Source organism: Streptomyces sp. NBC_01012, from assembly GCF_045162755.1.
Lineage (GTDB): Bacteria > Actinomycetota > Actinomycetes > Streptomycetales > Streptomycetaceae > Streptomyces.
Map to the genome: position 1 here is coordinate 5,171,484 of NZ_CP108688.1, position 22,383 is coordinate 5,193,866.

Consider the following 22,383-nt stretch of genomic DNA (forward strand, 5'->3'; position numbering starts at 1 on the left):
CGTCAAGGCGTGCAACCTTTGCGTACCCTCCCCGGTCGTACTCTGCGTCGGGACTTCCGGGGAGGGGTCCGGGGGGAGCGGGAAGCCCGACGGAGGGGGACAGCGAGGGGGGTCCGGCCTGGCGGCCGGGCCCCATTCCGCTTCCGGCCCCCGGGAGGCCGTGGCTGGGGAGTTACGGACAGCCAAGCGCCCCTTTTCAGCCCGATTCCCGTCCGTAACCCCCAGCCGCGCGCCGGGACGCCGCCATCAGCGGTCAGGATCGGCGCGATTGCTGGCCGCGACCGTCCGTGACGCCGGGTGACGAAGGCAGTCCAGCGAGCAGGAGAGAAGACGAGGGCGGGGCCGTGCGGGGCCTTGCTGTCCCGCACGAGGGCCCGTACGTCCCAGAGAGCTGTCCGTGGCGTCGGGCCGGACGGCCGGCCGCCGTCAGCGGCCGAAACCGCGGCGGGACTCCTCGATGTGACCGAGGTACCGGTGGGTCCAGTCGCACATCGTGTCGACCGTCTTCCGCAGGGCGCGGCCCGGCTCCGTGAGCGTGTACTCGACCCGCGGCGGCACGGTGGGATACACGGTCCGCTCGACCAAGCCGTTGCACTCCAGCATGCGCAGGTTCTGGGTGAGCATCTTGTGGCTGATGCCCTCGACCTCGCTCCGCACCTCCCCGAAGCGGAGGGTGCGCTCACCCAGCGCCTCGATGATCAGCAGCGCCCACTTGTTGGCGATGTCCGAGAAGATCTCCCGCGCCAGCGAATCCGCCCGCCTCAGATCCGCCTGTTCCTCCGGCGAGCCGCTGAACTGCTTGGTCACCATCAGGTTCCCCAGTCACTGAAAAGTGCATTCTTCCATGTCAGCCAAGACTCTCCTACGGTTCCTGAGTAACCACAAGAGAGCACGCTCGGGCCACTCGGCCTGCGCGACGAGGAGGCGTACAGCATGGCCATCACCCTGGTGAACCCCGCGGGGCTCCCCGAGATCGACGTCTACCGCCAGGTGTCGGTCGCGACCGGTTCGAAGCTGGTCTCCGTCGCGGGCCAGGTCGCCTGGGACGCCGACGGCGTCACGGTCGGCGAAGGCGACCTGGCCGCCCAGGTCGAGCAGTGCTACCTCAACGTCGACGCGGCACTGGCCGGGGTGGGAGCCTCCTTCGCCGACGTGGCGAAGCTGACCGTGTACGTCGTCGACTGGACCCCGGACAAGATGCCGCTGCTCCTCGCGGGCATCACCCGGGCGACCGAGCGGCTCGGGATCACGGCCTCCCCGCCGGCCTCGCTCCTGGGGATCGCGGCGCTGGACGTCCCGGCCCACCTGGTGGAGGTCGAGGCCACGGCGGTGCTGGAGTGAGGGGGCCCGACCGGCGTCGTACGGCCCGTCAGCTGTGGACCCGGCGGACGAGGTCAGCCCCTCCCCACCACGGCCGGCCGCGGTCACGCCGCGGCAGGCCGTGCGATTCCGGCTCCGCCCGGACGGTTTTCTCGCGGGACCGATGCGGGCGCACGCGAGGGGGTGGATGGCCGGTAGGGCAACAGTTGTCTCTCGGGAGTGCCCTGGCGAGCCTTGTGAGACGTTGCCGGCCGGGTGAAGCTGAGTCTGACCTGTGTCGCAGACGGAGAGAAGAGACGAGCATGCCCGAGCGTGAGCGACTCGACCGAGACTCCTGGATCGTGCGCGGCGCCAGGGCCCGCACACCCCTGCCGACGAACCTGCGACACTCGCCCGCCGGGGTGTCACCGGCCTCCCGGGAGTTGCTCACGGCGTCACAGGTCGCCGCTTTTCAGGGCTCGGTCGGCAATGCCGCCCTGCAGCGGGCCCTGCGGAGCGGTACCGGTGCCGGTGTTCCGGTGCAGCGCATCGTGAAGGACCCGCAGGACAGGCTTGACGCGTGGATCAAGAACACCAACGCGCATAAGAAGGACGCCGATGTGGCTGCAAAAGCCAAGAGGTCGTCGGCTCTGGAGGCCTTCGGACGGACGGTGCCGGGCGACATGATCGAGATCGGTGAAGAGTCCCAGGACTACAAGTCCGACCCGCAGGACGCTTCGGGGAAGCCGCCGCTCAAGGGCGGGGCGTTCAAGAACCTCTTCGGGAAGGACGACGAGGGTACCTTCGCGGTGATGATGGAGAACTACCGCCAGGGCAAGGACACGGAGGACCCGGAAACCGGGGAAGTGAACCCGGCTCCCGCCTATACCGCGAGTGACGCCTTCCTGAACCAGTGGTCGGCGGCCGACTCGCTGGGCGGCTCGAGCGGCGGGCGCAGCAGCAACGACCTGAACAAGACGGTCAAGGGGGCGCTGGCGGAGAACAAGACCGCCGCGACCGGGATCCCGGACAAGCTGCCGGACCGCATCTACCGGCAGAACATCTCGGGAAAACAGGCCAAGGAGACCCTGGGCGCCATCCTCGGCGACGAATCCAGGGTCTCCTTCGTCGAGAACAGCGACAAGTACGACCAGATGATGAAAACGGTCAACGGAAAATCGACGCTCAACACCGTGCGGACGTACAACGAGGTGAAGGGACTTCCCCCGGAGCGCGCGTACTTCATCGCGGGGGGTGAGCTGACCCAGGACACGTCCGAAAACTTCCACATCAGCTTCGACATACGACGCCGCTCCTGACCGAACGCCGGCCGACGGCCCGGTCAGGAGATTCATCAGGGTACGGAGGCTGGAGCGCGTTCCGGACGACCGCAGCTGCCGGGACGGCCCGGGTCAGACCGTGAGCTTGACCGCTTCGATCCACGAATCGTTGTCGTGGGTGCCGGTGTAGGCGAAGTCGAACCCGCTTCCGGGCTCGTCGCAGGCCAGGCTGAGCCAGCCGTCCTTGTGGACGTGGGCGGTCTGGCAGACGGGGCCCTTGCCACCGTCGACGTTGATCGTGAACCCCAGCAGGTCGGGGGCGCCCTTCTTGGTGCTGCCGAGGTAGTGGTCGACGCCGTCCTTGACGCCCGACCACGGCTTGGGGAAGTGCCCCTCGCCATTGCTCGACGCGGGGTCGTGGACGAAGGCGGACCCTGCCGTGCCCTTGGTTCCGGCCACGGCGATGTTGACGGCCTTCAGGGGCGTCTGCTTGCCCACTGTGCCCGCCGTCTCGCCGTCGCACACGGCGTCGGTCCAGCCCTGCCCCTTCACGAAGGCCCGGTAGCAGATGTGCCGTCCGCTCGGATCCTTCGCGGCCAGTTGCTGGACGGCGGTCGCCGCGGTCCTCTCGGGCGCCTTGGTCTCCTTCTCCTCGGCACCGCCGCCGTCCGACCCCGCTCCGCCGGCCGGCTGGGTCTCGGTCGCGGCGGGAGTCGAGGCCTCCGCGGACGGGGCCTTCGGTGCCTCGGGGGTTGGTGAGGGCGCCAGGGTGGTGACGCCGCCTTCAGGCTTTTCGGTGGCGGCGCTGCTGACCTGGGGCTTGTAGGCGATCCACAGAATCACGAACGTGATCGCCAGAGCCATGAGGATGCTGAGGAAGGCCGCCAGCCAGCGCGGCAGGAACCCCCGCTGCACATACGTCCCCTCCACGTCCGTCGACGTCCCGCCCGACCGCCGTACCGCCAGGGTGTAGGGCCGGCGTTCCGCGGCCCCGAACCAGGTGATCTGCCGCGGCCTCAGCGTCGTCTTCACGAAGGCGGCACGGCCCGGCTCGATCTGCACATTGCTCGGATGAAGCTCGTAGGAGAGCTGATCGCCGTTGTCACTGCCACTCAACGACGCCGTGAGCTTCGTGTTGCCCAGGTTGTCCACGGCCAGTCTCGGGCGGCCACGGAAACGGCCCTTCACCGTCGGCGGTACCAACTCCGCCCGCATCTCCGTGAACGGGGTGATGGTGAGGTTCCCCTCCGGAACGGTCGTCGCCTCCGGATGTTCCGTCGGCGTGATCCGCACCGCATACGGATTCGGCCCAGCCGTCGCGTCCGGCGTACGCGGCGGACTGAACGTCAGCTCCACCGCTCCCGTCGTGCCCGGATACAGCCGCAGTGACTGCGGCTCCACGGCGGTCCAGGACGCGAGAGAGCCCACCGCCTCGAAGCGGTACTCGTCCACCACATCACCGGTGTTGCGTAGGCGCAGCCGCACAGTCGTACTGCCACCCGGGTCCACGGTGGTGGAGGCGGGCTCAAGGGAAGTCCAGAGGCTCACTCCCAGACGTTAAACGCGGCGGCGGTGCCGAGTCAGGAAGCCAGGGGGCATGAATGGTGCCCGAAGGGGCGGGACCTGGATGTCCACGGAGGAGCGGGCGAAGAGCCACCGCCGTCGGGGTCAGGCCTTCGCGTTGACGTTGGCCGCCAGGCGGTTGTTCATGTCCTTGTAGGCGGGGCCCGCCTGGTCGTTGCTCTCGTCGTGCATGCGCAGCAGGTACATGTACATCGACGCCACGCACCTGTCCCTGCTGGTGTACGGGGCGTTGTCGGTGAGGCGGAGGTCCTGGGTGATCTCGTGGATCTGGCCGTCGGGCGTGGTGTACAGCGGGTGCCAGACCAACTGGACGTTCGGGTTGAGCTTCTGGAGCTTGCGCAGCTGCGGGATCTCCTGCTTGACCAGCACACTCGTGGGGTCGTACGCGCGCATGAACACGTGCACAGGGCCGGTCGCGTGGTTGACGTAGGCGACGGAGAGAGCGTTCCACAGCTTGCCCTGCAACGCCCAGTCGGAGTGCAGCTCCAGCTTGTCGACGACCGCGCCCAGTGGACTGAACTCCAGCGGTGTGTGGCCCTTGGAATGCGCGTACTTGCTGGTGTCGAACCCGCCGGACCAGAGGGCCATCGAGCCCTGTCCGATCTTCAGTTTGTGGCCGAGGAAGGCGACGAGCTCCTTGAACCAGGTGTTGGACGCGCGGAGTTTGCTGGCGTCCTGCTTGTCGAGGGAGGGGTCGGCTGACTGCTGGTTCAGGTCACTCTGCTCCCGCAGGCCGCCGAGGATCAGCTGCCAGGCCGTCTCCGTCTCGGCCTCGGTGCACCGGGCCGTCTGCATCAGGCTCTGGAACACCGGCCATTCGGGGTGCCGTGTGGCCTCGGCCGCGTAGTGCTCCGTCGGCGCGTTCGCCGAGGGTTTACGTCGCTGGACCGGCACGGCGCCGTTGCCGGCGAGCGAGCGGGTGACTGCGCCGTTGCCGGCGGTGCGCTGCAACGCGACGACCGCCGCGTCGGTCAGCCGGCTCCTGCCGGCCGGCTGCGGGACCTGTGCGGGAGGTTTGGGCTTGCGGGACGGCGCGGTGCGCTGAGACGTGGCGTGCGAGTGCGAGTGCGGTGCGCGGTCATGCATATGTGCCTCTACCCCTCGTTCCGAGCGGCCCAGACTAGTGCGCGACCCGGCTGTGGGTAAGCGTCGGCGGGGCACCGCTGGTTGCCCGCACGACGTCTGTGCGTGGCAGTGCGGACATCTGTAGGTCGCGGGACCGCCACTTCCTGGTCCGGGCGCAGGACCCTGACCCCGGCGCAGGGCCCTGGGCCCAGCCGTCAGGCCCAGGGCCTCGTGTCAGCGCCGCCCGATACCGTCGGACTCATGTCCACCATGCCGAACATGGCCGTTCTCGAAGGGGTCCTGGAGCGGATCACCTACGCCAACGAGGAGAACGGGTACACGGTCGCCCGCGTCGACACCGGGCGCGGGGCCGGTGACCTGCTCACCGTCGTCGGGTCGCTGCTCGGCGCGCAGCCCGGTGAGTCGTTGCGGATGGAGGGGCGTTGGAGCTCCCACTCGCAGTACGGCAAGCAGTTCACCGTCGAGAACTACACGACGATCCTGCCCGCGACCATCCAGGGGATCCGCCGCTACCTGGGTTCCGGACTGATCAAGGGCATCGGCCCTGTCATGGCGGACCGCATCACCACCCACTTCGGCGTCGACACCCTGGACATCATCGAGCAACGGCCCGAGCGGCTCGTCGAGGTGCCGGGGCTCGGGCCGAAGCGGACGAAGATGATCGCCGCGGCCTGGGAGGAACAGAAGGCGATCAAGGAGGTCATGGTCTTCCTCCAGAGCGTCGGGGTCTCCACCTCCATCGCCGTCCGTATCTACAAGAAGTACGAGGACGCCTCGATCTCCGTCGTCAAGAACCAGCCCTACCGGCTGGCTGCCGACGTCTGGGGCATCGGGTTCCTCACCGCCGACCGCATCGCCCAGGCCGTCGGGATCCCGCACGACAGCCCCGAGCGGGTCAAGGCCGGGCTGCAGTACGCCCTGTCGCAGTCCACGGACCAGGGGCACTGCTTCCTGCCCGAGGAGCGGCTGATCGCCGACGCCGTGAAGCTGCTCCAGGTCGACACCGGGCTCGTCATCGACTGTCTGGCGGAGCTCGCCGACGACCCGGAGGGTGTCGTGCGGGAGAGGGTGCCGGGGCCCGAGGACGGCCGGCCGGTCACCGCGGTGTATCTGGTCCCCTTCCACCGCGCCGAGATCTCCCTCGCCTCCCAGACGCAGCGTCTGCTGCGGGCGCCGGAGGACCGGATGCCCGCCTTCGGGGACGTCGACTGGGACAAGGCGCTGTCCTGGCTCGCCCGGCGTACGGGGGCGACGCTGGCGCCCGAGCAGGAGGCGGCCGTCAGGCTCGCGCTGACCGAGAAGGTCGCCGTGCTGACGGGCGGCCCCGGCTGCGGGAAGTCGTTCACCGTCCGCTCGGTCGTCGAGCTGGCCCGGGCGAAGAACGCCAAGGTGGTCCTGGCGGCCCCCACCGGGCGGGCCGCGAAGCGGCTCTCGGAGCTGACCGGCACCGAGGCCTCCACCGTGCACCGGCTGCTGGAGCTGAAGCCCGGCGGGGACGCGGCGTACGACCGCGACCGGCCGCTGGACGCCGATCTGGTCGTCGTGGACGAGGCGTCGATGCTCGATCTGCTGCTCGCCAACAAGCTGATCAAGGCGGTGGCACCCGGTGCCCACCTCCTGCTGGTGGGCGATGTGGACCAGCTGCCGTCGGTCGGTGCGGGCGAGGTGCTGCGGGATCTGCTCGCCGAGGGCGGCCCGGTCCCCGCGGTCCGGCTGACCACCATCTTCCGGCAGGCCCAGAAGTCCGGCGTCGTCACCAACGCCCACCGGATCAACTCCGGGGTGCCGCCGCAGACCCAGGGGCTGGACGACTTCTTCCTCTTCGTGGAGGACGAGACGGAGGACGCCGGGGTGCTCGCCGTGGATGTCGCCGCCCGCCGCATCCCCGCCAAGTTCGGGCTGAACCCCCGCCGTGACGTGCAGGTTCTCGCCCCGATGCACCGAGGCCCGGCAGGTGCGGGGCATCTCAACGGGCTGCTTCAGCAGGCCATCACCCCGGGCCGCCCCGGCCTGCCGGAGAAGCGGTTCGGCGGGCGGGTCTTCCGGGTCGGCGACAAAGTGACTCAGATTCGCAACAACTATGACAAAGGGGAGAATGGTGTCTTCAACGGTACGGTCGGTGTCGTCACCGCTCTCGACGCGGACGAGCAGACGCTGACGGTTCTCACCGACGAGGACGAGGAGATCGGCTACGACTTCGACGAACTGGACGAGCTCGCCCACGCCTACGCGATGACCATCCACCGCTCGCAGGGAAGTGAGTACCCGGCGGTCGTCATTCCGGTCACCACCAGCGCCTGGATGATGTTGCAGCGGAATCTGCTGTACACGGCCGTGACCCGGGCCAAGAAGCTGGTCGTACTGGTTGGTTCGCGCAAGGCGATCGGCCAGGCCGTCCGCACGGTTTCCGCAGGCAGACGCTGCACGGCACTGGATTTCCGGCTCCGTGGCAGGACGCCAGGAGACTTCCCGGAAAAATGATCGATCAAAACGGTGGGATACGTCACTGAGCCCTTCCGGAACCGGAGGCGAGGGGGCAGGATGAGGAAGTTGGCGGCACTCAGTGCCGTCGGTAGGTCCAATGGACGACCCCGAGTGCACTCTCCTGCGCCAAATGGGGGAGGGTGGAGACAGTCAGGGCACCTCGAAGAAGAGGCACTACGTCGGTGAGGGATGACGTGAGCGAGCACACCAACAACGCTGTAGTACTGCGGTACGGCGATGACGAGTACACCTACCCGGTGATCGACAGCACCGTCGGCGACAAGGGCTTCGATATCGGGAAGCTCCGGGCCAATACGGGCCTGGTCACGCTGGACAGTGGATACGGCAACACGGCCGCCTATAAATCCGCCATCACCTACCTCGACGGCGAACAGGGCATCCTGCGGTACCGCGGATATCCGATCGAGCAGCTCGCCGAGAGCTCGACGTTCCTCGAGGTCGCGTACACGCTGATCAACGGTGACCTTCCCAAGGTCGACGAGCTGTCGACCTTCAAGAACGAGATCACCCAGCACACGCTGCTGCACGAGGACGTCAAGCGCTTCTTCGACGGCTTCCCGCGCGACGCCCACCCGATGGCCATGCTGTCCTCGGTCGTCAGCGCGCTGTCCACCTTCTACCAGGACAGCCACAACCCGTTCGACGAGGAGCAGCGCCACCTCTCGACGATCCGGCTGCTGGCCAAGCTCCCGACGATCGCGGCGTACGCGTACAAGAAGTCGATCGGTCACCCGTTCGTCTACCCGCGCAACGACCTCGGCTACGTCGAGAACTTCCTGCGGATGACCTTCTCCGTCCCGGCCCAGGAGTACGTGCCGGACCCGGTCGTCGTCTCGGCGCTGGAGAAGCTGCTCATCCTGCACGCGGACCACGAGCAGAACTGTTCGACCTCCACCGTGCGCCTGGTCGGCTCCTCGCAGGCGAACATGTTCGCCTCGATCTCCGCCGGCATCTCGGCCCTGTGGGGGCCCCTGCACGGTGGCGCCAACCAGTCGGTCCTGGAGATGCTGGAGGGCATCCAGGCCAACGGCGGCGACGTCGACTCCTTCATCCAGAAGGTGAAGAACAAGGAGGACGGCGTCCGCCTGATGGGCTTCGGCCACCGGGTGTACAAGTCGTTCGACCCGCGCGCCAAGATCATCAAGGCCGCCGCCCACGACGTGCTGTCGTCGCTCGGCAAGTCCGACGAGCTGCTCGACATCGCGCTCAAGCTGGAGGAGCACGCGCTCTCCGACGAGTACTTCGTCTCGCGCAACCTCTACCCCAACGTGGACTTCTACACGGGCCTGATCTACCGCGCCATGGGCTTCCCGACCGAGATGTTCACCGTGCTGTTCGCGCTCGGCCGGCTCCCCGGCTGGATCGCCCAGTGGCACGAGATGATCAAGGAGCCGGGATCCCGTATCGGCCGCCCGCGCCAGATCTACACCGGCGAGGTCCTGCGCGACTTCGTCCCGGTCGAGGGCCGCTGACGCCCGACCGCCGCACGCCGGTTCCGCCTCGCGGAGCCACCTGCACCACCGGCCCCCTTTTTCCGGAGGCCCATGCCTTCGCCCCGCGTGCCGTGCTCGATCATCGAGCGCGGTGTACGGGGCGATTCGGCGTTCAGGGCCGGACGGCGCGGGGGAGCGGGGCCGGCCCGTCCGCCATGCCGAATCACCCTCGCCCAGCTCGTGCGGAACGCGAGAAGCGCCCTGTCTGCCGATCCCCCCACGGGTCGACGGACAGGGCGCTCCCCATATCCCGGAGCGGATTCCCCCCACGGGATCCGGCCGGGCGTTTGCGCGGGAGCCTGAACTCCCTTGTTCCTCGGTGGTGCGTATTCAGTTCGGTCCTGCTGTGCGACTGCCGGGGTACGTACGCACGGGAGGGCCGCTCAAAGCTCCCCGGTGCACGTGCCCCGGCCAACGCATTGCCCGGAGCGTCCCCCAAGACACTCCGTCGGACGTCCCCCAAGACATCCTTGGCATCGCACTCTTAGACTCACCAACCCCTCGGATGGTTACCCCTGAATCGGTGTGATCTAAGTCTCTTTGTGGAAATTATGTGAAGGGCTGCAACCCTCGGGCTCCTCGTCCTGGCGGAGACTGCTGGAGTCGCCGCCCCTGAATCCGCGATCACGCTGCTGAGCAGCCTGTACGCGGTGAGGGGCTGGAGTCGGAAGCCTGGTGGGGATTGCTCCTTCTGGTCCACAGAGTACGCCTCGGTGGGCGGTTGGCGGCAGGGGCCACCTCGGGATCTCCATGAACCGGGGTCGGGAGATGTCAGGCGCGGCCCACGAGCTCGTAGCCCGCCTCGTCCACGGCGGCGCGTACGGCGTCGTCGGTGAGCGGTGCGGCGGAGGCCACGGTGACCCGGCCGCTGGCCGCCTCCGCCTTCACCGAGGTGACCCCCTCGATCCCGGAGACCTCCTCGGTCACCGCTCCTTCGCAGTGGCCGCAGGTCATGCCCTTCACCTCGTACACCGTCTCGGTGGTCATGACGTTCTCCTCTTCGCAGACATATGTGAGTGTGGCGGGTGGGGCGCCGGGGAGTCCGGCGTACCTGCCCACACGGAAAACTATACCCCTAGGGGGTATAAATCGGGAGGCGGGGCTGATGCGGGCAGTGGTGTTCGAGGAGTTCGGGCGGGAGGCCCGGGTCCGGGACCTCCCGGACCCCACCCCCTCGGCCGGAGGAGTCGTGGTCCGGGTCGAGGCCACGGGCCTGTGCCGCAGCGACTGGCACGCCTGGGCGGGCCATGACCCGGACATCGTCCTGCCGCACGTGCCGGGGCACGAGCTGGCCGGACTGATCGAGGCGGTGGGTCCCGGCGTACACAACTGGCGCGCCGGTGACCGGGTCACGGTGCCCTTCGTCTGTGCCTGCGGCCGGTGTCCCGCCTGCGCGGCGGGCGCCCAGCAGGTGTGCGAGCGGCAGACCCAGCCGGGCTTCACCCACTGGGGCTCCTTCGCCGAGTTCGTGGCGCTGGAGCAGGCCGACGTCAATCTGGTCGCGGTGCCCGAAGGGCTGTCGTACGTCACGGCGGCCGGACTCGGCTGCCGGTTCGCCACGGCGTTCCGGGCCGTCGTGGGGCAGGGCCGGGTCGCCGCGGGGGAGTGGGTCGCCGTGCACGGCTGCGGCGGGGTCGGACTCTCGGCGGTGATGATCGCGGTGGCCTGCGGGGCCAGGGTCGTCGCGGTCGACATCTCACGAGGGGCCCTGGACCTGGCGCGGGCCTTCGGCGCGTCCGCCTGTGTGGACGCGTCGGAGCATCCCGCCGGTGCGGACGAGGCCGTACGCGAACTGACCGGCGGTGGTGCGCAGCTGTCGCTGGACGCGCTGGGATCCCCGGTCGCCTGCGCCGCCTCGGTACGGAGTCTGCGACGGCAGGGCCGGCACGTCCAGGTCGGGCTGCTGCCTTCGGCGGCCGGTGACCCCGTCGTGCCCATGGCGCGGGTCATCGGGCTCGAACTGGAGATCCTCGGCAGCCACGGCATGGCCGCCCACGACTATCCGCCGATGATGGACATGGTCCGGGCCGGCGCCCTGCGGCCGGACCTGCTGGTGACCTCCACCCTCCCGCTGGACGCCGCCCCGGCGGCCCTCGCCGCGATGGGGAGCGCCCCCGGGGCGGGCGTCACCGTCATCGAACCGGCGAAGGGGGCCTGAACGGTCGATTCCGTATCCGTTCGCCCGGGTCCCGCGTCTTCAACGGCCCCGGTTGCTCGGCCGGGACGCGATCCAGGCGAGGACGGTGTCCACGTACCAGAACGGCTTCCCGTTCCGGACATCGTCGGGAGGCGGAAGAAGACCGTGCTTGCGGTACGAGCGGATCGTGTCCGGCTGGACCTTGATGTGCGCCGCGATGTCCTTGTACGACCAGAGTGTTCTGTCCGCCATGAATGACACCTCTCTGTACGTCCGTGCGCCTCTTTTCCGGTGAACGAGAGAGGTCGGGGCCGGGCAGGGGGCGTCGCGAGTCCGTGACACAGGATCAGCCGAACCCGGACATGCGTGACGCGGAGGTGACTCGTGCTCAGGCGGACGGCCGCGAGGGACCGCAGCTGCGGAGGAATTCACGGGTGCGGCGCGCGATGGGCAGCGGCTTGTCGGGCGGGCAGGGGTACATGTCCTGCTCGACGATGGCGAACAGGTCCCTGCCCAGGGCGCGCGCGGCGTCCAGCACGGGCTCCAGCGCGGGTACCCCGCCCGGGGGTTCGCACATCACGCCACGCGCCACGGCCGGTCCGAACGGCACCTCGTCCGCCACGACTTCGGCGAGGACCGCGGGGTCGACCTGCTTGAGGTGCAGATAGCCGATCCGTTCGCCGTAGGTCCTGATGAGCTTCACGCTGTCCCCGCCGCAGTACGCGAAGTGGCCGGTGTCGAGGCAGAGCGAGACCAGGGAGGGGTCGGTGGCGTCGAGGAAGCGGTTGACGTTCTCCTCGCTGTCGATGTGCGTGTCGGCGTGCGGGTGCACCACGATCCGCAGTCCGTAGCGGTCACCCACCTCGCGGGCCAGACGCTCCGTCTGGGTGGTGAGGTCACGCCACTGCGCGGCGGTGAGGGTCCGGTCCTCCAGCACCTCGCCGGTCTTGTCGTCCCGCCAGAAGGACGGGATGACCACCAGATGCCCCGCGCCCATCGCCCGGGTGAGTGCCGCGATGCCCGCGACATGCTCCCAGGTCCGGTCCCAGACCGCCGGGCCGTGGTGCAATCCGGTGAAGACGGTGCCCGCGGAGACGGCGAGATTCCGGCGGGCGGTCTCGTCCGCGAGGTGGGCGGGTTCGGTCGGGAGATAGCCGTAGGGGCCGAGCTCGATCCACTCGTAGCCCGCGTCCGAGACCTCGTCGAGGAATCGCTCCCAGGGCACCTGCTGCGGATCGTCGGGGAACCACACCCCCCATGAGTCAGGTGCCGAACCGATGCGGATGCGGGCCGGAGAGGGTACGGAGGAGGTCATATCGCCCACCCTCCAGTCCCCGAGTAGGGGTGTCAAGGGTTCGTCCGAATGTCCGGACAAAGTGTTGACAGGGTTCCGGGCGAGGGCTAGACCTGGGAGCGGACCGGCCGGAGCACCGGGTCGAAGGGATGCGTATGCCTGCGCCGTACGACGTGATCACCATGGGACGCCTCGGGGTGGACATCTACCCGTTGCAGACCGGCGTACCGCTGGCCCGGGTCGAGACCTTCGCGAAGTTCCTCGGCGGCTCGCCGTCCAACGTGGCGGTGGCGGCCGCCCGGCTGGGGCGGCGTACGGCGCTGATCAGCCGGACCGGCCGTGACCCCTTCGGCGACTATCTCCACCAGGCGCTGGGGGAGTTCGGGGTCGACGACCTGTGGGTGAGCGACGTGGCGGAGTATCCGACCCCGGTCACCTTCTGCGAGATCTTCCCGCCGGACGACTTCCCCCTCTACTTCTACCGGCAGCCCAAGGCGCCCGACCTGGAGATCCACGCCGGGGAGCTCGACCTGGACGCGGTGCGGGCCGCCCGGGTCTTCTGGATGACCGGCACCGGTCTGTGCGCCGAACCCAGCCGTACGGCGACCCTCATCGCGCTCCGGGCCCGGAGCGCGGCGGCACGGGACGCGCCCCCGCGCATCACCGTCTTCGACCTCGACTGGCGCCCGATGTTCTGGGGCGGGGAGGAGGACGGAGGTGAGGCCGATGCGGCCGCCGCCCGCGCCCACTACCGCGAGGCACTCGCCCACGCCACCGTCGCCGTCGGCAACCTCGACGAGTGCGAGATCGCCACCGGTGAACGCGAGCCGTACGCGGCGGCCCGCGCCCTGCTCGCCGCAGGGCCCGAACTCGCCGTCGTCAAACAGGGGCCGAAGGGCGTCCTCGCCGTCCACCGTGACGGCACCACCGCGGAGATCCCGCCCCTCCCCGTGGACGTCGTCAACGGCCTCGGTGCCGGGGACGCCTTCGGCGGCGCCCTCTGCCACGGCCTTCTCGCCGGCTGGGACACGGCCCATGTCATGCGTTACGCCAACGCGGCCGGGGCCATCGTCGCCTCCCGCCTCGCCTGTTCGTCCGCGATGCCGTTCCCGCACGAGGTCGAACAGGCCCTGGCCGACGGCGCGATCGAGGCAGCCGGCCCGGGGACCACGGGACCCACGGAACCCGCAGGCCCCACTGACCTCAGGGGCCCCACTGACCCCACGGGCCCCGCAGGAGTCGCCCCGTGACCCCGCCCGCCGCCGCCTGCCTCGCCGATCTCGTCCGGCTCCGCGTCCACCACCCCGAAGCCGTCGCCGAGGCCGCTGCCACCCGTCGCAGACGCCCCCTCATCGGCCCCTCCGGACGCCTGATGATCATCGCGGCGGATCATCCGGCGCGTGGCGCCCTGGCCGTCGGCGACGACGACCTGGCCATGGCCGACCGCTTCGACCTGCTGGAACGCCTCCGTCTCGCCCTGGCCCGCCCCGGTGTCGACGGGGTGCTCGCCGGCGCTGACGTCCTGGAGGACCTGCTGCTCCTCGGCGCCTTGGACGGCAAGGTCGTCCTCGGCTCCATGAACCGGGGCGGCCTCGCGGGAGCCGCCTTCGAGCTCGACGACCGTTTCACCGGCCACCGCCCCGCCGACCTCGCCCACCACGGCTACGACGCCGGCAAACTCCTCCTGCGGATCGACCACGACGATCCGGGCTCCCTGGACACCCTGCACAGCGCCGCGCGCACCGTGGACGAGATGGCCGCGCTCCGGCTGCCGGTCTTCATCGAGCCGTTCCTCTGCCACCGCACCCCGAGCGGCCTCCGCACCGACCTGGGCGCCACCGCCGTCACCACCTCCATCGCCATCGCCTCGGGTCTTGGCGGGACCTCCGCCTACACCTGGCTCAAGGTCCCCGTGACGGACGATCCCGAGGACATGGACCGGGTGATGCGCGCATCGACCCTCCCCGCGGTCCTCCTCGGCGGCGAGGTCACCGGGGACCCCGACACGGCGTACGAGAAGTGGCGCGGCGCGCTGCGACTGCCGACCGTGCAGGGGCTTGTGGTCGGACGGTCGCTGCTCTATCCGCCCGACGGGGATGTGGCGGGGGCGGTGGACACGGCCGTAGGACTTCTGTGAACGGGGCACGAGGACGCCGACCACGGGTAGGGATGGAGCCATGACGACGCCCGACGAGAAGCACAGGCACCACCTCAGGGCCGGCCGTGCAGGACGAGGCCCCTACGCCCTCGACATCGACCCGGAGCGCGCCGGGTGGGAGCGGTCGAGCCTGCGCGTCCTGGAGCTCGAACCAGGTGGTGTTCACACTCTGGTAACCGGCGAGAGTGAATGGATCGTCCTGCCGTTGTCCGGCGGCTGTACGGTGCAGGCGGAAGGTGAGATCTTCGAACTGCTGGGCAGGGAAGACGTGTTCGGCTCGGCAACCGATTTCGCCTATGTCCCACGCGACGCCCGCGCCCAGATCGCCTCCGGCGCAGGGGGCCGCTTCGCCCTGGCAGGAGCGAAGTGCGAGCGACGACTCCCCGCTCGCTACGGCCCCGCGCCGGAGGTACCGGTGGAGCTCCGCGGCGCCGGCACCTGCTCGCGCCAGGTGAACAACTTCGCCGCGGCCGACACCTTCGACTGCGACCGGCTCATCGCCGTCGAGGTCCTCACCCCCGGCGGCAACTGGTCCTCGTATCCGCCGCACAAGCACGACGAGCACCACCCCGGCACCGAGTCGGTGCTGGAGGAGATCTACTACTTCGAGGTCGAGGGCGACGGCCTCGGCTACCACCGGGTGTCACCGTCCCGTACCGGAGGTACGGACGTCCTGGCCGAGGTCGCCACGGGTGACGCCGTCCTCATCCCCGACGGCTGGCACGGCCCGTCCATCGCCCCGCCCGGCCGCACCCTGTACTACCTGAACGTGATGGCGGGCCCCGGCGAGCAGCGCGAGTGGCTGATCCGCGACCACCCCGACCACCGCTGGATCCGCGACACCTGGTCCGCGCAGCCCGTCGATCCTCGGCTCGCCCTCAACGGTGCGGAGGCCACCAGGTGACGACTCCGCCGACCACACCCGCCGCCGCACCCGGGGCCACCCGCAGGCTCACCACCGCTCAGGCGCTCATCGCGTTCCTCGCCCGCCAGTACACCGAGCGCGACGGCCGCCGTCACCGTCTGATCAACGCCACCTGGGGCATCTTCGGCCACGGCAACGTCGCGGGCATCGGGCAGGCGCTCGTCGAGGCAGGGCCCGCGATGCCCTATCTCCAGGGGCGCAGCGAGCAGGCCATGGTGCACGCCGCCGTCGGCTACGCCCGCCAGTCGGGCCGGCTCCGCGCCCAGGCCGTCACCACCTCCATCGGCCCCGGCGCCACCAACCTCGTCACCGGCGCCGCGCTCGCCACCGTCAACCACCTGCCCGTGCTGCTCCTGCCGGGCGACACCTTCGCGACCCGCCCCGCCGACCCCGTGCTCCAGCAGCTCGAAGTGCCCCACGCGGGCGACGTGTCGGTCAACGACTGCCTGCGCCCCGTCTCCCGTTACTTCGACCGGGTCACCCGTCCCGAGGCGCTGATCCCCGCCGCCCTCCAGGCGATGCGTACGCTCACCGACCCGGCGGAGGCGGGCGCGGTCACCCTCGCGCTGCCGCAGGACGTGCAGGCCGAGGCGTACGACTGGCCGGCGGAGTTCTTCGCGACGCGCGTCTGGAACGTACGCAGGCCGGCCCCCGACCCGTACGAGCTCGAACAGGCCGTCCGTGCCGTGCGCACCGCGCGCCGTCCGTTGATCGTCGCGGGCGGCGGCGTCCACCACAGCGGTGCCGAGGAGACCCTCGCCGCGTTCGCCGCCGCCACCCGTATCCCGGTCGCCTCGACCCAGGCGGGCAAGGGGTCGCTGCGCCACGACCACCCGGCCGATGTGGGCGGTATCGGGAGCACGGGGACGGCCACCGCCGACGACCTCGCCCGTGAGGCCGACCTGGTGATCGGTATCGGCACCCGCTACACGGACTTCACGACGGCGTCCTCCACCCTCTTCGCCGATCCGGCCGTCCGCTTCCTCAACCTCAACATCACCGGCTTCGACGCCCACAAGCTCGCCGCCCTCCCCCTGGTCGGGGACGCCCGTACGGCGATCGAGGCGCTCTGCGAGGCGCTCGGCGCCCTCGGACACCGTGTCGACCTGGCCTACGAGAGCGCGTACACCGAGGCCAAGGAGCGCTGGGAGCGGCGTGTCGACGCGGCCTTCGCCGCCGGTGACCCGGAAGCCCGCCCCACCCAGGCGCAGGTGCTCGGGCTGCTGGACGAGCTGGTCACCGAGGACGACATCTTGATCAACGCGGCGGGTTCACTCCCCGGTGACCTCCACAAGCTGTGGCGGGCCCGCTCTGCGCAGCAGTACCACGTCGAATACGGATACTCCTGTATGGGATACGAGATCCCCGCCGCCCTCGGCGTCCAGCTGGCCGCGCCCGGCAGGCCCGTGTGGGCGCTCGTCGGCGACGGCACGTATCTGATGAACCCCACCGAGATCGTCACCGCGGTGCAGGAGGGCCTGCCCGTCAAGCTGGTCATCCTCCAGAACCACGGGTACGCCTCCATCGGCGGGCTCTCCGAGTCCGTCGGCGCCGAACGCTTCGGCACCGCCTACCGCGGGCGCACGGAGCAGGGGGAGTTCACCGGCGCCCCGCTGCCCGTCGACCTCGCCGCCAACGCGGCGTCCCTCGGCATGGACGTCCTGCGCGCCGGGTCGGTGGGGGAGCTGCGCCGGGCGCTGGCCGAGGCGCGCGGCGCGGACCGTCCCACTTGTGTCTACGTCGAGACCGAAACGGCAGACACAGTGTCGGGGCCGCCGCCCGCACAGGCGTGGTGGGATGTTCCGGTGGCCGAAACCGCGACGCGCCCGTCCGCGGTCGAGGCCAGGAAAGAGTACGACCGGCAGTTCGCAGCCCGACGCCGCCATCTGTGAAGCCGCCATCTGTGAAGGAGACCCCGTCATGAAGACCGTCAACCACTGGATCGGTGGCAAGACCGTCGAGGGCACGTCGGGCAACCACGGCCCGGTCACCGACCCGGCGACCGGCGCCGTCACGACCCAGGTGGCGCTCGCCTCCACGGACGAGGTCGACGCCGCCGTCGGTGCCGCGAAGGCCGCGTACGCGACCTGGGGCACCTCGTCGCTGTCCGCGCGTACCGCCGTGCTCTTCCGCTACCGCGCCCTGCTGGACGCCCACCGCGACGAGATCGCCGCGCTGATCACCGCCGAGCACGGCAAGGTGCACTCCGACGCGCTGGGCGAGGTGGCCCGCGGCCTGGAGATCGTGGAGCTGGCCTGCGGCATCACCACCCAGCTCAAGGGCGAGCTGTCGACCCAGGTCTCCAGCAGGGTCGACGTCTCCTCGATCCGGCAGCCGCTCGGCGTCGTCGCGGGCATCACGCCGTTCAACTTCCCGGCCATGGTGCCGATGTGGATGTTCCCGCTGGCCGTCGCGTGTGGCAACACCTTCGTCCTCAAGCCCAGCGAGAAGGACCCGTCGGCCGCCAACCTGCTTGCGGAGCTGGCCGCGGAGGCGGGGCTGCCCGACGGTGTGCTGAACGTCCTGCACGGCGACAAGGTCGCCGTGGACGGGCTCCTCGCCCATCCCGATGTCGCCGCCGTCTCCTTCGTGGGCTCCACCCCGATCGCCCGGTACATCCACGCCACCGCCTCCGCCAACGGCAAGCGGGTCCAGGCGCTCGGCGGTGCGAAGAACCACATGCTGGTCCTCCCCGACGCCGACCTGGACGCCGCGGCCGACGCCGCGGTCTCGGCCGCGTACGGCTCCGCCGGTGAGCGCTGCATGGCCATCTCCGCGGTCGTGGCCGTGCGTTCCGTCGCGGACGAGCTGGTCGCGAAGATCCGTGAGCGTGCCGAGAGGATCACGATCGGCCCCGGCACCGACCCCGCATCCGAGATGGGCCCCCTGATCACCGCCGCGCACCGCGACAAGGTCGCCTCCTACGTCGCCGGGGCCGCCGCACAGGGCGCCGACGTCGTACTCGACGGCACGGGCCACACGGTCGAGGGTTACGAAGACGGCCACTGGATCGGCCTGTCCCTGCTGGACAACGTGTCCACGGACTCCGACGCCTACCGCGACGAGATCTTCGGCCCTGTCCTGTGCGTCCTGCGCGTCGACACGTACGAGGACGGCGTGGCCCTCATGAACGCCTCGCCCTTCGGCAACGGCACCGCGATCTTCACCCGCGACGGCGGGGCGGCGCGCCGCTTCCAGCTGGAGATCGAAGCCGGCATGGTCGGCGTCAACGTCCCGATCCCGGTGCCTGTCGGCTACCACTCCTTCGGCGGCTGGAAGGACTCCCTCTTCGGGGACCACCACATCTACGGCAACGACGGCGTGCACTTCTACACCCGGGGCAAGGTCGTCACCACCCGCTGGCCGGACCCGGCCGACGCCCCGGCGGGCGTGGACCTCGGCTTCCCCCGCAACCACTGAGGTTCCCCGTATCGCCTCGCACAGAGGCCGGCAGGTGGCTGAACAGCCGCCTGCCGGCCTCTTTTCGTGGAGGTGATGCGGTCGCATGACGCGGACATTGTCGGGGCCGCGTCACTGACTGATGCGGCTTCCGTACAGCGCTGGGCGCGGGCAGCAAACTTTGCCATTGTGATGTCCCGTCAGGAGAGGAACGCCAAGAGAAATTCGGGGGAATCATGTCTCTTCGTAGCCGGCTTACCTGCCGCACCCAGATCGCTCTCGTGGGCGTCGCCGCAGCAGGTGTTGCTGCTGCAATCGCCGTACCGTCGCTCAGCGGTAGCGACGCGCCGGACATGGCGAACGCCGCCGCCGGGAAGGAGGTCGCCTACGGGGGTGAGCCGGAGGCCGACAGCAAGCTCGTCACCCAGGCCGGCGACCTGTCGACGATGGCCACGGCCACGCTCTCGCCCGACACGATGATCAACCGGGCCCGCACCTGGCTCACGGCCAACAACGGCGGCCCGGTCCCGTACAGCATGGAGCGCAACTGGAAGGACGGCTACCGCCAGGACTGCTCGGGTTTCGTCTCCATGGCGCTCGGTCTCGGCAAGCCCGGCCTGAACACCGTCGGTCTTGCGACGACGAGCGGCGTCACCAAGCGGCTCAGCGGCGTGAGCCAGCTGAAGAAGGGTGACCTGCTGATCGACTACAGCACCAGCGACGGCGACTTCCGCCACGTGGTGATCTTCGAGAAGTGGGCCAACACGGCGCACAGTTCCTACTGGGCCTACGAACAGCGCGGTACGTACGGCACCACCCACCGGCAGCTCACGTACGGGATCGGCAGCGACAACTACGACCCCTTCCGCCCGGTGAAGCTGAGCGGAGGAGGCAGCGGTGGCGGCGGTGGTCAGGTCCCGTCCCCGAGCGTCTCCTGGCCGGTCCTCAAGAGCGGCTCCAAGGGAGCGGACGTGAAGTCCGCCCAGCAACTGCTCGCCGCACAGGGCTACTCGATCGCGGCCGACAGCAGCTTCGGCCCGAACACCCGCGCCGCAGTGGTCAAGTTCCAGAAGTCCCGGTCCCTGGCCGCCGACGGTGTCATCGGCCCGAACACCTGGTCCAAGCTGATCAGGACCGTGAAGTCCGGCTCCTCCGGATCGGCGGTTAAGGCGGCACAGACGCAGCTGAACGTCTACGGCTACAAGCTGGCGGTGGACGGCAAGTTCGGCGCGAAGTCGAAGGCCGCGGCGGTCGCCTTCCAGAAGAACCACAAGCTCGCGGTCGACGGTGTCGTCGGCCCGAACACCTGGCGCACCCTGCTCGGCTCCCGCTGACCCTGGCGGACCAGGCGGCTCCTGTGCATCGCGCCGCGGTGCACAGGAGCCGCCTGCCGCGCGTGGTGGGCCGGGGCGGAAAACCGGATGCCGCGACGCGCCGAGGTCCCGCATCCTGGGCGTATGAACGACCGTACCCACCCGCCGCGTTACGAGATCCGCGCGCAGCACACCGACACCACCGTCACCGTGTACCAGGCCTACCCGCCGGCGATCGGGCTCCCCGCCGCACGCGACGGGCGCTTCCCGCCGGCCTGGAAGCGCGACCGCATGACATGGATCAAGCCGAGCTTCCTGTGGATGATGTACCGCTGCGGCTGGGGCGCGAAGGAGGGCCAGGAGACCGTGCTCGCCGTCGAGATCACCCGGGCCGGCTTCGCCTGGGCGCTGGAGAACGCCGAACTGTCGCACTACGTACCCGAGGTGCACGAGGACCAGGGCGCGTGGAAGCGTGCGCTGCGGTCGGCTCCCGCCCGGGTCCAGTGGGACCCCGAACGCGATCCGGCCCTGAACCCGCTGCCGTACCGCTCGCTCCAGCTGGGGCTGAGCGGTGAGGCAGCGCGGCGTTACGCGGACGAGTGGCTCGTCTCCGTACGCGATGTCACGCCCCTGGCCCACGAGGTGCACGCGGCGGTCCGGGCGGGGGAGCGGGAGAGGGTCTCCGCGCTGCTGCCCGTGGAGACCCCGCTGGACCTCAGGGCTCCTCGCCCGGTTCCCACCGCCCCGTGAGTTCCCGGCAGTGGGATCGGCCGACATCCCGCGCTGCGGTTGTGGTGATAGGCAGGGTTGACGGTCCCGGCGCCCGAACAGCCCGCCACGCGCGCGGCCTTCGATTCACTTCCAGGACGGCGAGCAGCAACTCCGTCCGCTGCCGGAGCGCGGCGGTCCGGATGGGGGAGACGGCCGGCGGGCTGCTGCCCGTGGGGACATCGCTCAGGCGGTGACGATGTCCGGCTTCAGCGGCAGCAGGGTCTGCGCGATCGTGCCGATGGTGGCGTCGTCGAGGCCCGCTTCCTTCAGCGCACCCGCCAAATGGCCGACGACCCTGTCGAAGGCATCGCTCGTGATGGCCAGGCCCTGGTGGGCGCGGTGCATCGTCCGTCCCGGGTACGGCGCCCTGGAACCCAGCGCCTGCCCGACGAAGAGGCGTTGGTGCCGCTTGAGCCGTTCCATGTCCCGGCCCTCGAAATAGCCGCTGAGATCGGGGTCCGCGAGGACACGTCCGTAGAAGATGTCGACCACTGCTTCGACCGCGTCCGCCCCGCCGATGCTCTCGAAGAGCGTGGGCGGAGCCTGCGTGGGTTCCTTTGCGGTGTCTGTCATCCGAGCAGGCTGCTCCGGCCGCCTTGCGGCCCGGTGAGCAGACCGTTGCCGGTCGGTTACTTTGCCCGCATGAGGGACCGTGTGCCGTGTGAACAGCCGTACACGCGACTGTTACACGCTCAGGGCGGAGTGCCGAACTCCCAGGTCAGCATGGCGAACACGCCGTCGTCCGCCGCGCCTGCCGAGCGGTAGGTGGCGAGTGCCGCCCCGTTGTCGCGCTCCACCCCGACCCACATGTCGTAGCAGCCGCGCTCCCGCGCCTCTGCGGCGAGGGCCTCCGTCAGCGCACGGCCGATGCCCCGGCGGCGGTACGGCTCGTCGACGGAGAGCTCGTACAGGCACATCTCCTTGCCCTTGTCCGGGTGCAGCATCTCGATGCCCGAGACGAATCCGGCCGGGACGCCGTCCTCGTACGCGATCAGCATCAGGTGACCGTCAGCCGCGAGGAAGCCGGCCGCCCACTCGGGGCGGGGCGGGGTGTCGTAGAGGTGTGCGGCGGCGAGGAGCTCCGCGGTGGTGGTGGCGGGGCGGATGATCACGTATGAACCTTTCGTGACGGCGGCGTA

20 protein-coding genes and 1 pseudogene are annotated in these 22,383 nt (G+C 69.9%); 12 read left to right on the forward strand and 9 right to left on the reverse strand.

Annotated elements, in window-relative coordinates; all coding sequences use genetic code 11:
- Positions 1 to 2 precede the first annotated feature (2 nt).
- A pseudogene (locus tag OG623_RS23200) lies at positions 3 to 380 on the reverse strand (DUF397 domain-containing protein); the annotation flags it as partial.
- A gap of 46 nt (positions 381 to 426) precedes the next feature.
- A complete protein-coding gene (locus OG623_RS23205) occupies positions 427 to 810 on the reverse strand; it encodes a winged helix-turn-helix transcriptional regulator (protein ID WP_406148950.1) in 384 nt (127 codons plus the stop codon).
- Between the two features lie 123 nt (positions 811 to 933).
- Between OG623_RS23205 and OG623_RS23210 the strand changes: the two genes are divergently transcribed.
- Together OG623_RS23210 and OG623_RS23215 are read left to right on the forward strand one after the other, a co-directional pair.
- Positions 934 to 1,341, forward strand: a complete 408-nt coding sequence (locus tag OG623_RS23210) for a RidA family protein (RefSeq protein ID WP_406148951.1) — start codon at positions 934 to 936, stop codon at positions 1,339 to 1,341.
- Positions 1,342 to 1,622: 281 nt separating this feature from the next.
- Positions 1,623 to 2,618: a hypothetical protein gene (locus OG623_RS23215; RefSeq protein ID WP_406148953.1), complete on the forward strand. Its 996-nt coding sequence runs from the start codon at positions 1,623 to 1,625 to the stop codon at positions 2,616 to 2,618.
- Between the two features lie 93 nt (positions 2,619 to 2,711).
- Here the strand turns inward: OG623_RS23215 and OG623_RS23220 are convergent, their stop codons facing one another.
- Both OG623_RS23220 and OG623_RS23225 read right to left on the reverse strand, forming a co-directional pair.
- A complete protein-coding gene (locus OG623_RS23220) occupies positions 2,712 to 4,127 on the reverse strand; it encodes a hydrolase (protein WP_406148954.1) in 1,416 nt (471 codons plus the stop codon).
- A gap of 120 nt (positions 4,128 to 4,247) precedes the next feature.
- Positions 4,248 to 5,249 (reverse strand): hypothetical protein, encoded by a 1,002-nt coding sequence (locus OG623_RS23225; protein WP_406148955.1) that lies wholly within the window; start codon positions 5,247 to 5,249, stop codon positions 4,248 to 4,250.
- A gap of 249 nt (positions 5,250 to 5,498) precedes the next feature.
- Here OG623_RS23225 and OG623_RS23230 point away from each other — a divergent pair, with 249 nt between their 5' ends.
- Entirely contained in the window at positions 5,499 to 7,730 is a 2,232-nt protein-coding gene (locus tag OG623_RS23230; RefSeq protein WP_406151967.1) for an ATP-dependent RecD-like DNA helicase, read from the forward strand.
- Positions 7,731 to 7,927: 197 nt separating this feature from the next.
- The gene (locus OG623_RS23235; protein WP_406148957.1) at positions 7,928 to 9,226 is read left to right on the forward strand and encodes a citrate synthase; all 1,299 of its coding nucleotides are present in this window, start codon (positions 7,928 to 7,930) and stop codon (positions 9,224 to 9,226) included.
- A 792-nt stretch (positions 9,227 to 10,018) separates the two neighbouring features.
- Here the strand turns inward: OG623_RS23235 and OG623_RS23240 are convergent.
- Positions 10,019 to 10,354, reverse strand: a complete 336-nt coding sequence (locus OG623_RS23240) for a heavy-metal-associated domain-containing protein (protein ID WP_406151968.1) — start codon at positions 10,352 to 10,354, stop codon at positions 10,019 to 10,021.
- On the opposite strand from OG623_RS23240, the gene OG623_RS23245 reads away from it, so the two are divergent.
- Entirely contained in the window at positions 10,353 to 11,405 is a 1,053-nt protein-coding gene (locus OG623_RS23245) for a zinc-dependent alcohol dehydrogenase family protein (RefSeq protein WP_406148959.1), read from the forward strand. The two genes, OG623_RS23240 and OG623_RS23245, sit on opposite strands and share 2 nt — an antisense overlap.
- 39 nt (positions 11,406 to 11,444) lie before the next feature.
- Here the strand turns inward: OG623_RS23245 and OG623_RS23250 are convergent, their stop codons facing one another.
- Complete coding sequence (locus OG623_RS23250) at positions 11,445 to 11,636, reverse strand: helix-turn-helix transcriptional regulator (RefSeq protein WP_406148961.1); 192 nt, start codon at positions 11,634 to 11,636, stop codon at positions 11,445 to 11,447.
- 136 nt (positions 11,637 to 11,772) lie between these two features.
- On the reverse strand, positions 11,773 to 12,699 hold the full coding sequence (locus OG623_RS23255) for a sugar phosphate isomerase/epimerase family protein (RefSeq protein ID WP_406148962.1): 927 nt from the start codon (positions 12,697 to 12,699) through the stop codon (positions 11,773 to 11,775).
- Positions 12,700 to 12,833: 134 nt separating this feature from the next.
- On the opposite strand from OG623_RS23255, the gene iolC reads away from it, so the two are divergent.
- The 7 genes from iolC (at position 12,834) to OG623_RS23290 (ending at position 21,223) form a co-directional block, all read left to right on the forward strand.
- Entirely contained in the window at positions 12,834 to 13,928 is a 1,095-nt protein-coding gene (iolC, locus tag OG623_RS23260) for a 5-dehydro-2-deoxygluconokinase (protein WP_406148964.1), read from the forward strand.
- The gene (locus OG623_RS23265) at positions 13,925 to 14,815 is read left to right on the forward strand and encodes a deoxyribose-phosphate aldolase (RefSeq protein WP_406148965.1); all 891 of its coding nucleotides are present in this window, start codon (positions 13,925 to 13,927) and stop codon (positions 14,813 to 14,815) included. The genes iolC and OG623_RS23265 overlap by 4 nt, the downstream gene beginning before the upstream one ends.
- A gap of 40 nt (positions 14,816 to 14,855) precedes the next feature.
- Entirely contained in the window at positions 14,856 to 15,740 is an 885-nt protein-coding gene (iolB, locus tag OG623_RS23270; protein ID WP_406148967.1) for a 5-deoxy-glucuronate isomerase, read from the forward strand.
- Positions 15,737 to 17,653: a 3D-(3,5/4)-trihydroxycyclohexane-1,2-dione acylhydrolase (decyclizing) gene (gene iolD, locus OG623_RS23275; RefSeq protein WP_406148968.1), complete on the forward strand. Its 1,917-nt coding sequence runs from the start codon at positions 15,737 to 15,739 to the stop codon at positions 17,651 to 17,653. Before iolB ends, iolD begins: the two co-directional genes overlap by 4 nt.
- Positions 17,654 to 17,681: 28 nt before the next feature.
- Complete coding sequence (mmsA, locus tag OG623_RS23280; RefSeq protein WP_406148969.1) at positions 17,682 to 19,181, forward strand: CoA-acylating methylmalonate-semialdehyde dehydrogenase; 1,500 nt, start codon at positions 17,682 to 17,684, stop codon at positions 19,179 to 19,181.
- 332 nt (positions 19,182 to 19,513) lie between these two features.
- Positions 19,514 to 20,494 carry a peptidoglycan-binding protein gene (locus OG623_RS23285; protein WP_406148970.1) on the forward strand — a complete coding sequence of 327 codons (981 nt, stop codon included), beginning with the start codon at positions 19,514 to 19,516 and terminating at the stop codon, positions 20,492 to 20,494.
- A gap of 123 nt (positions 20,495 to 20,617) precedes the next feature.
- Positions 20,618 to 21,223, forward strand: coding sequence for a DUF4291 domain-containing protein (locus OG623_RS23290; protein WP_406148972.1), 606 nt, complete (start codon positions 20,618 to 20,620; stop codon positions 21,221 to 21,223).
- Between the two features lie 204 nt (positions 21,224 to 21,427).
- Here the strand turns inward: OG623_RS23290 and OG623_RS23295 are convergent, their stop codons facing one another.
- Together OG623_RS23295 and OG623_RS23300 are read right to left on the reverse strand one after the other, a co-directional pair.
- The gene (locus tag OG623_RS23295) at positions 21,428 to 21,817 is read right to left on the reverse strand and encodes a group 1 truncated hemoglobin (protein WP_406148973.1); all 390 of its coding nucleotides are present in this window, start codon (positions 21,815 to 21,817) and stop codon (positions 21,428 to 21,430) included.
- Positions 21,818 to 21,936: 119 nt separating this feature from the next.
- Positions 21,937 to 22,356 (reverse strand): GNAT family N-acetyltransferase, encoded by a 420-nt coding sequence (locus OG623_RS23300; protein ID WP_406148975.1) that lies wholly within the window; start codon positions 22,354 to 22,356, stop codon positions 21,937 to 21,939.
- Between the last annotated feature and the right edge of the window lie 27 nt (positions 22,357 to 22,383).

Coding starts and splice junctions, on each gene's coding strand:
- OG623_RS23215 (WP_406148953.1), top strand. CDS start 1,623: ATGCCCGAGCGTGAGCGACTCGACCGAGACTCCTGGATCGTGCGCGGC.
- mmsA (WP_406148969.1), top strand. CDS start 17,682: ATGAAGACCGTCAACCACTGGATCGGTGGCAAGACCGTCGAGGGCACG.
- OG623_RS23205 (WP_406148950.1), bottom strand. CDS start 810: ATGGTGACCAAGCAGTTCAGCGGCTCGCCGGAGGAACAGGCGGATCTG.
- OG623_RS23295 (WP_406148973.1), bottom strand. CDS start 21,817: ATGACAGACACCGCAAAGGAACCCACGCAGGCTCCGCCCACGCTCTTC.
- OG623_RS23225 (WP_406148955.1), bottom strand. CDS start 5,249: ATGCATGACCGCGCACCGCACTCGCACTCGCACGCCACGTCTCAGCGC.
- OG623_RS23250 (WP_406148961.1), bottom strand. CDS start 11,636: ATGGCGGACAGAACACTCTGGTCGTACAAGGACATCGCGGCGCACATC.
- iolC (WP_406148964.1), top strand. CDS start 12,834: ATGCCTGCGCCGTACGACGTGATCACCATGGGACGCCTCGGGGTGGAC.
- OG623_RS23290 (WP_406148972.1), top strand. CDS start 20,618: ATGAACGACCGTACCCACCCGCCGCGTTACGAGATCCGCGCGCAGCAC.
- iolB (WP_406148967.1), top strand. CDS start 14,856: ATGACGACGCCCGACGAGAAGCACAGGCACCACCTCAGGGCCGGCCGT.
- OG623_RS23245 (WP_406148959.1), top strand. CDS start 10,353: ATGCGGGCAGTGGTGTTCGAGGAGTTCGGGCGGGAGGCCCGGGTCCGG.
- OG623_RS23230 (WP_406151967.1), top strand. CDS start 5,499: ATGCCGAACATGGCCGTTCTCGAAGGGGTCCTGGAGCGGATCACCTAC.
- OG623_RS23210 (WP_406148951.1), top strand. CDS start 934: ATGGCCATCACCCTGGTGAACCCCGCGGGGCTCCCCGAGATCGACGTC.
- OG623_RS23285 (WP_406148970.1), top strand. CDS start 19,514: ATGGCGAACGCCGCCGCCGGGAAGGAGGTCGCCTACGGGGGTGAGCCG.
- OG623_RS23255 (WP_406148962.1), bottom strand. CDS start 12,699: ATGACCTCCTCCGTACCCTCTCCGGCCCGCATCCGCATCGGTTCGGCA.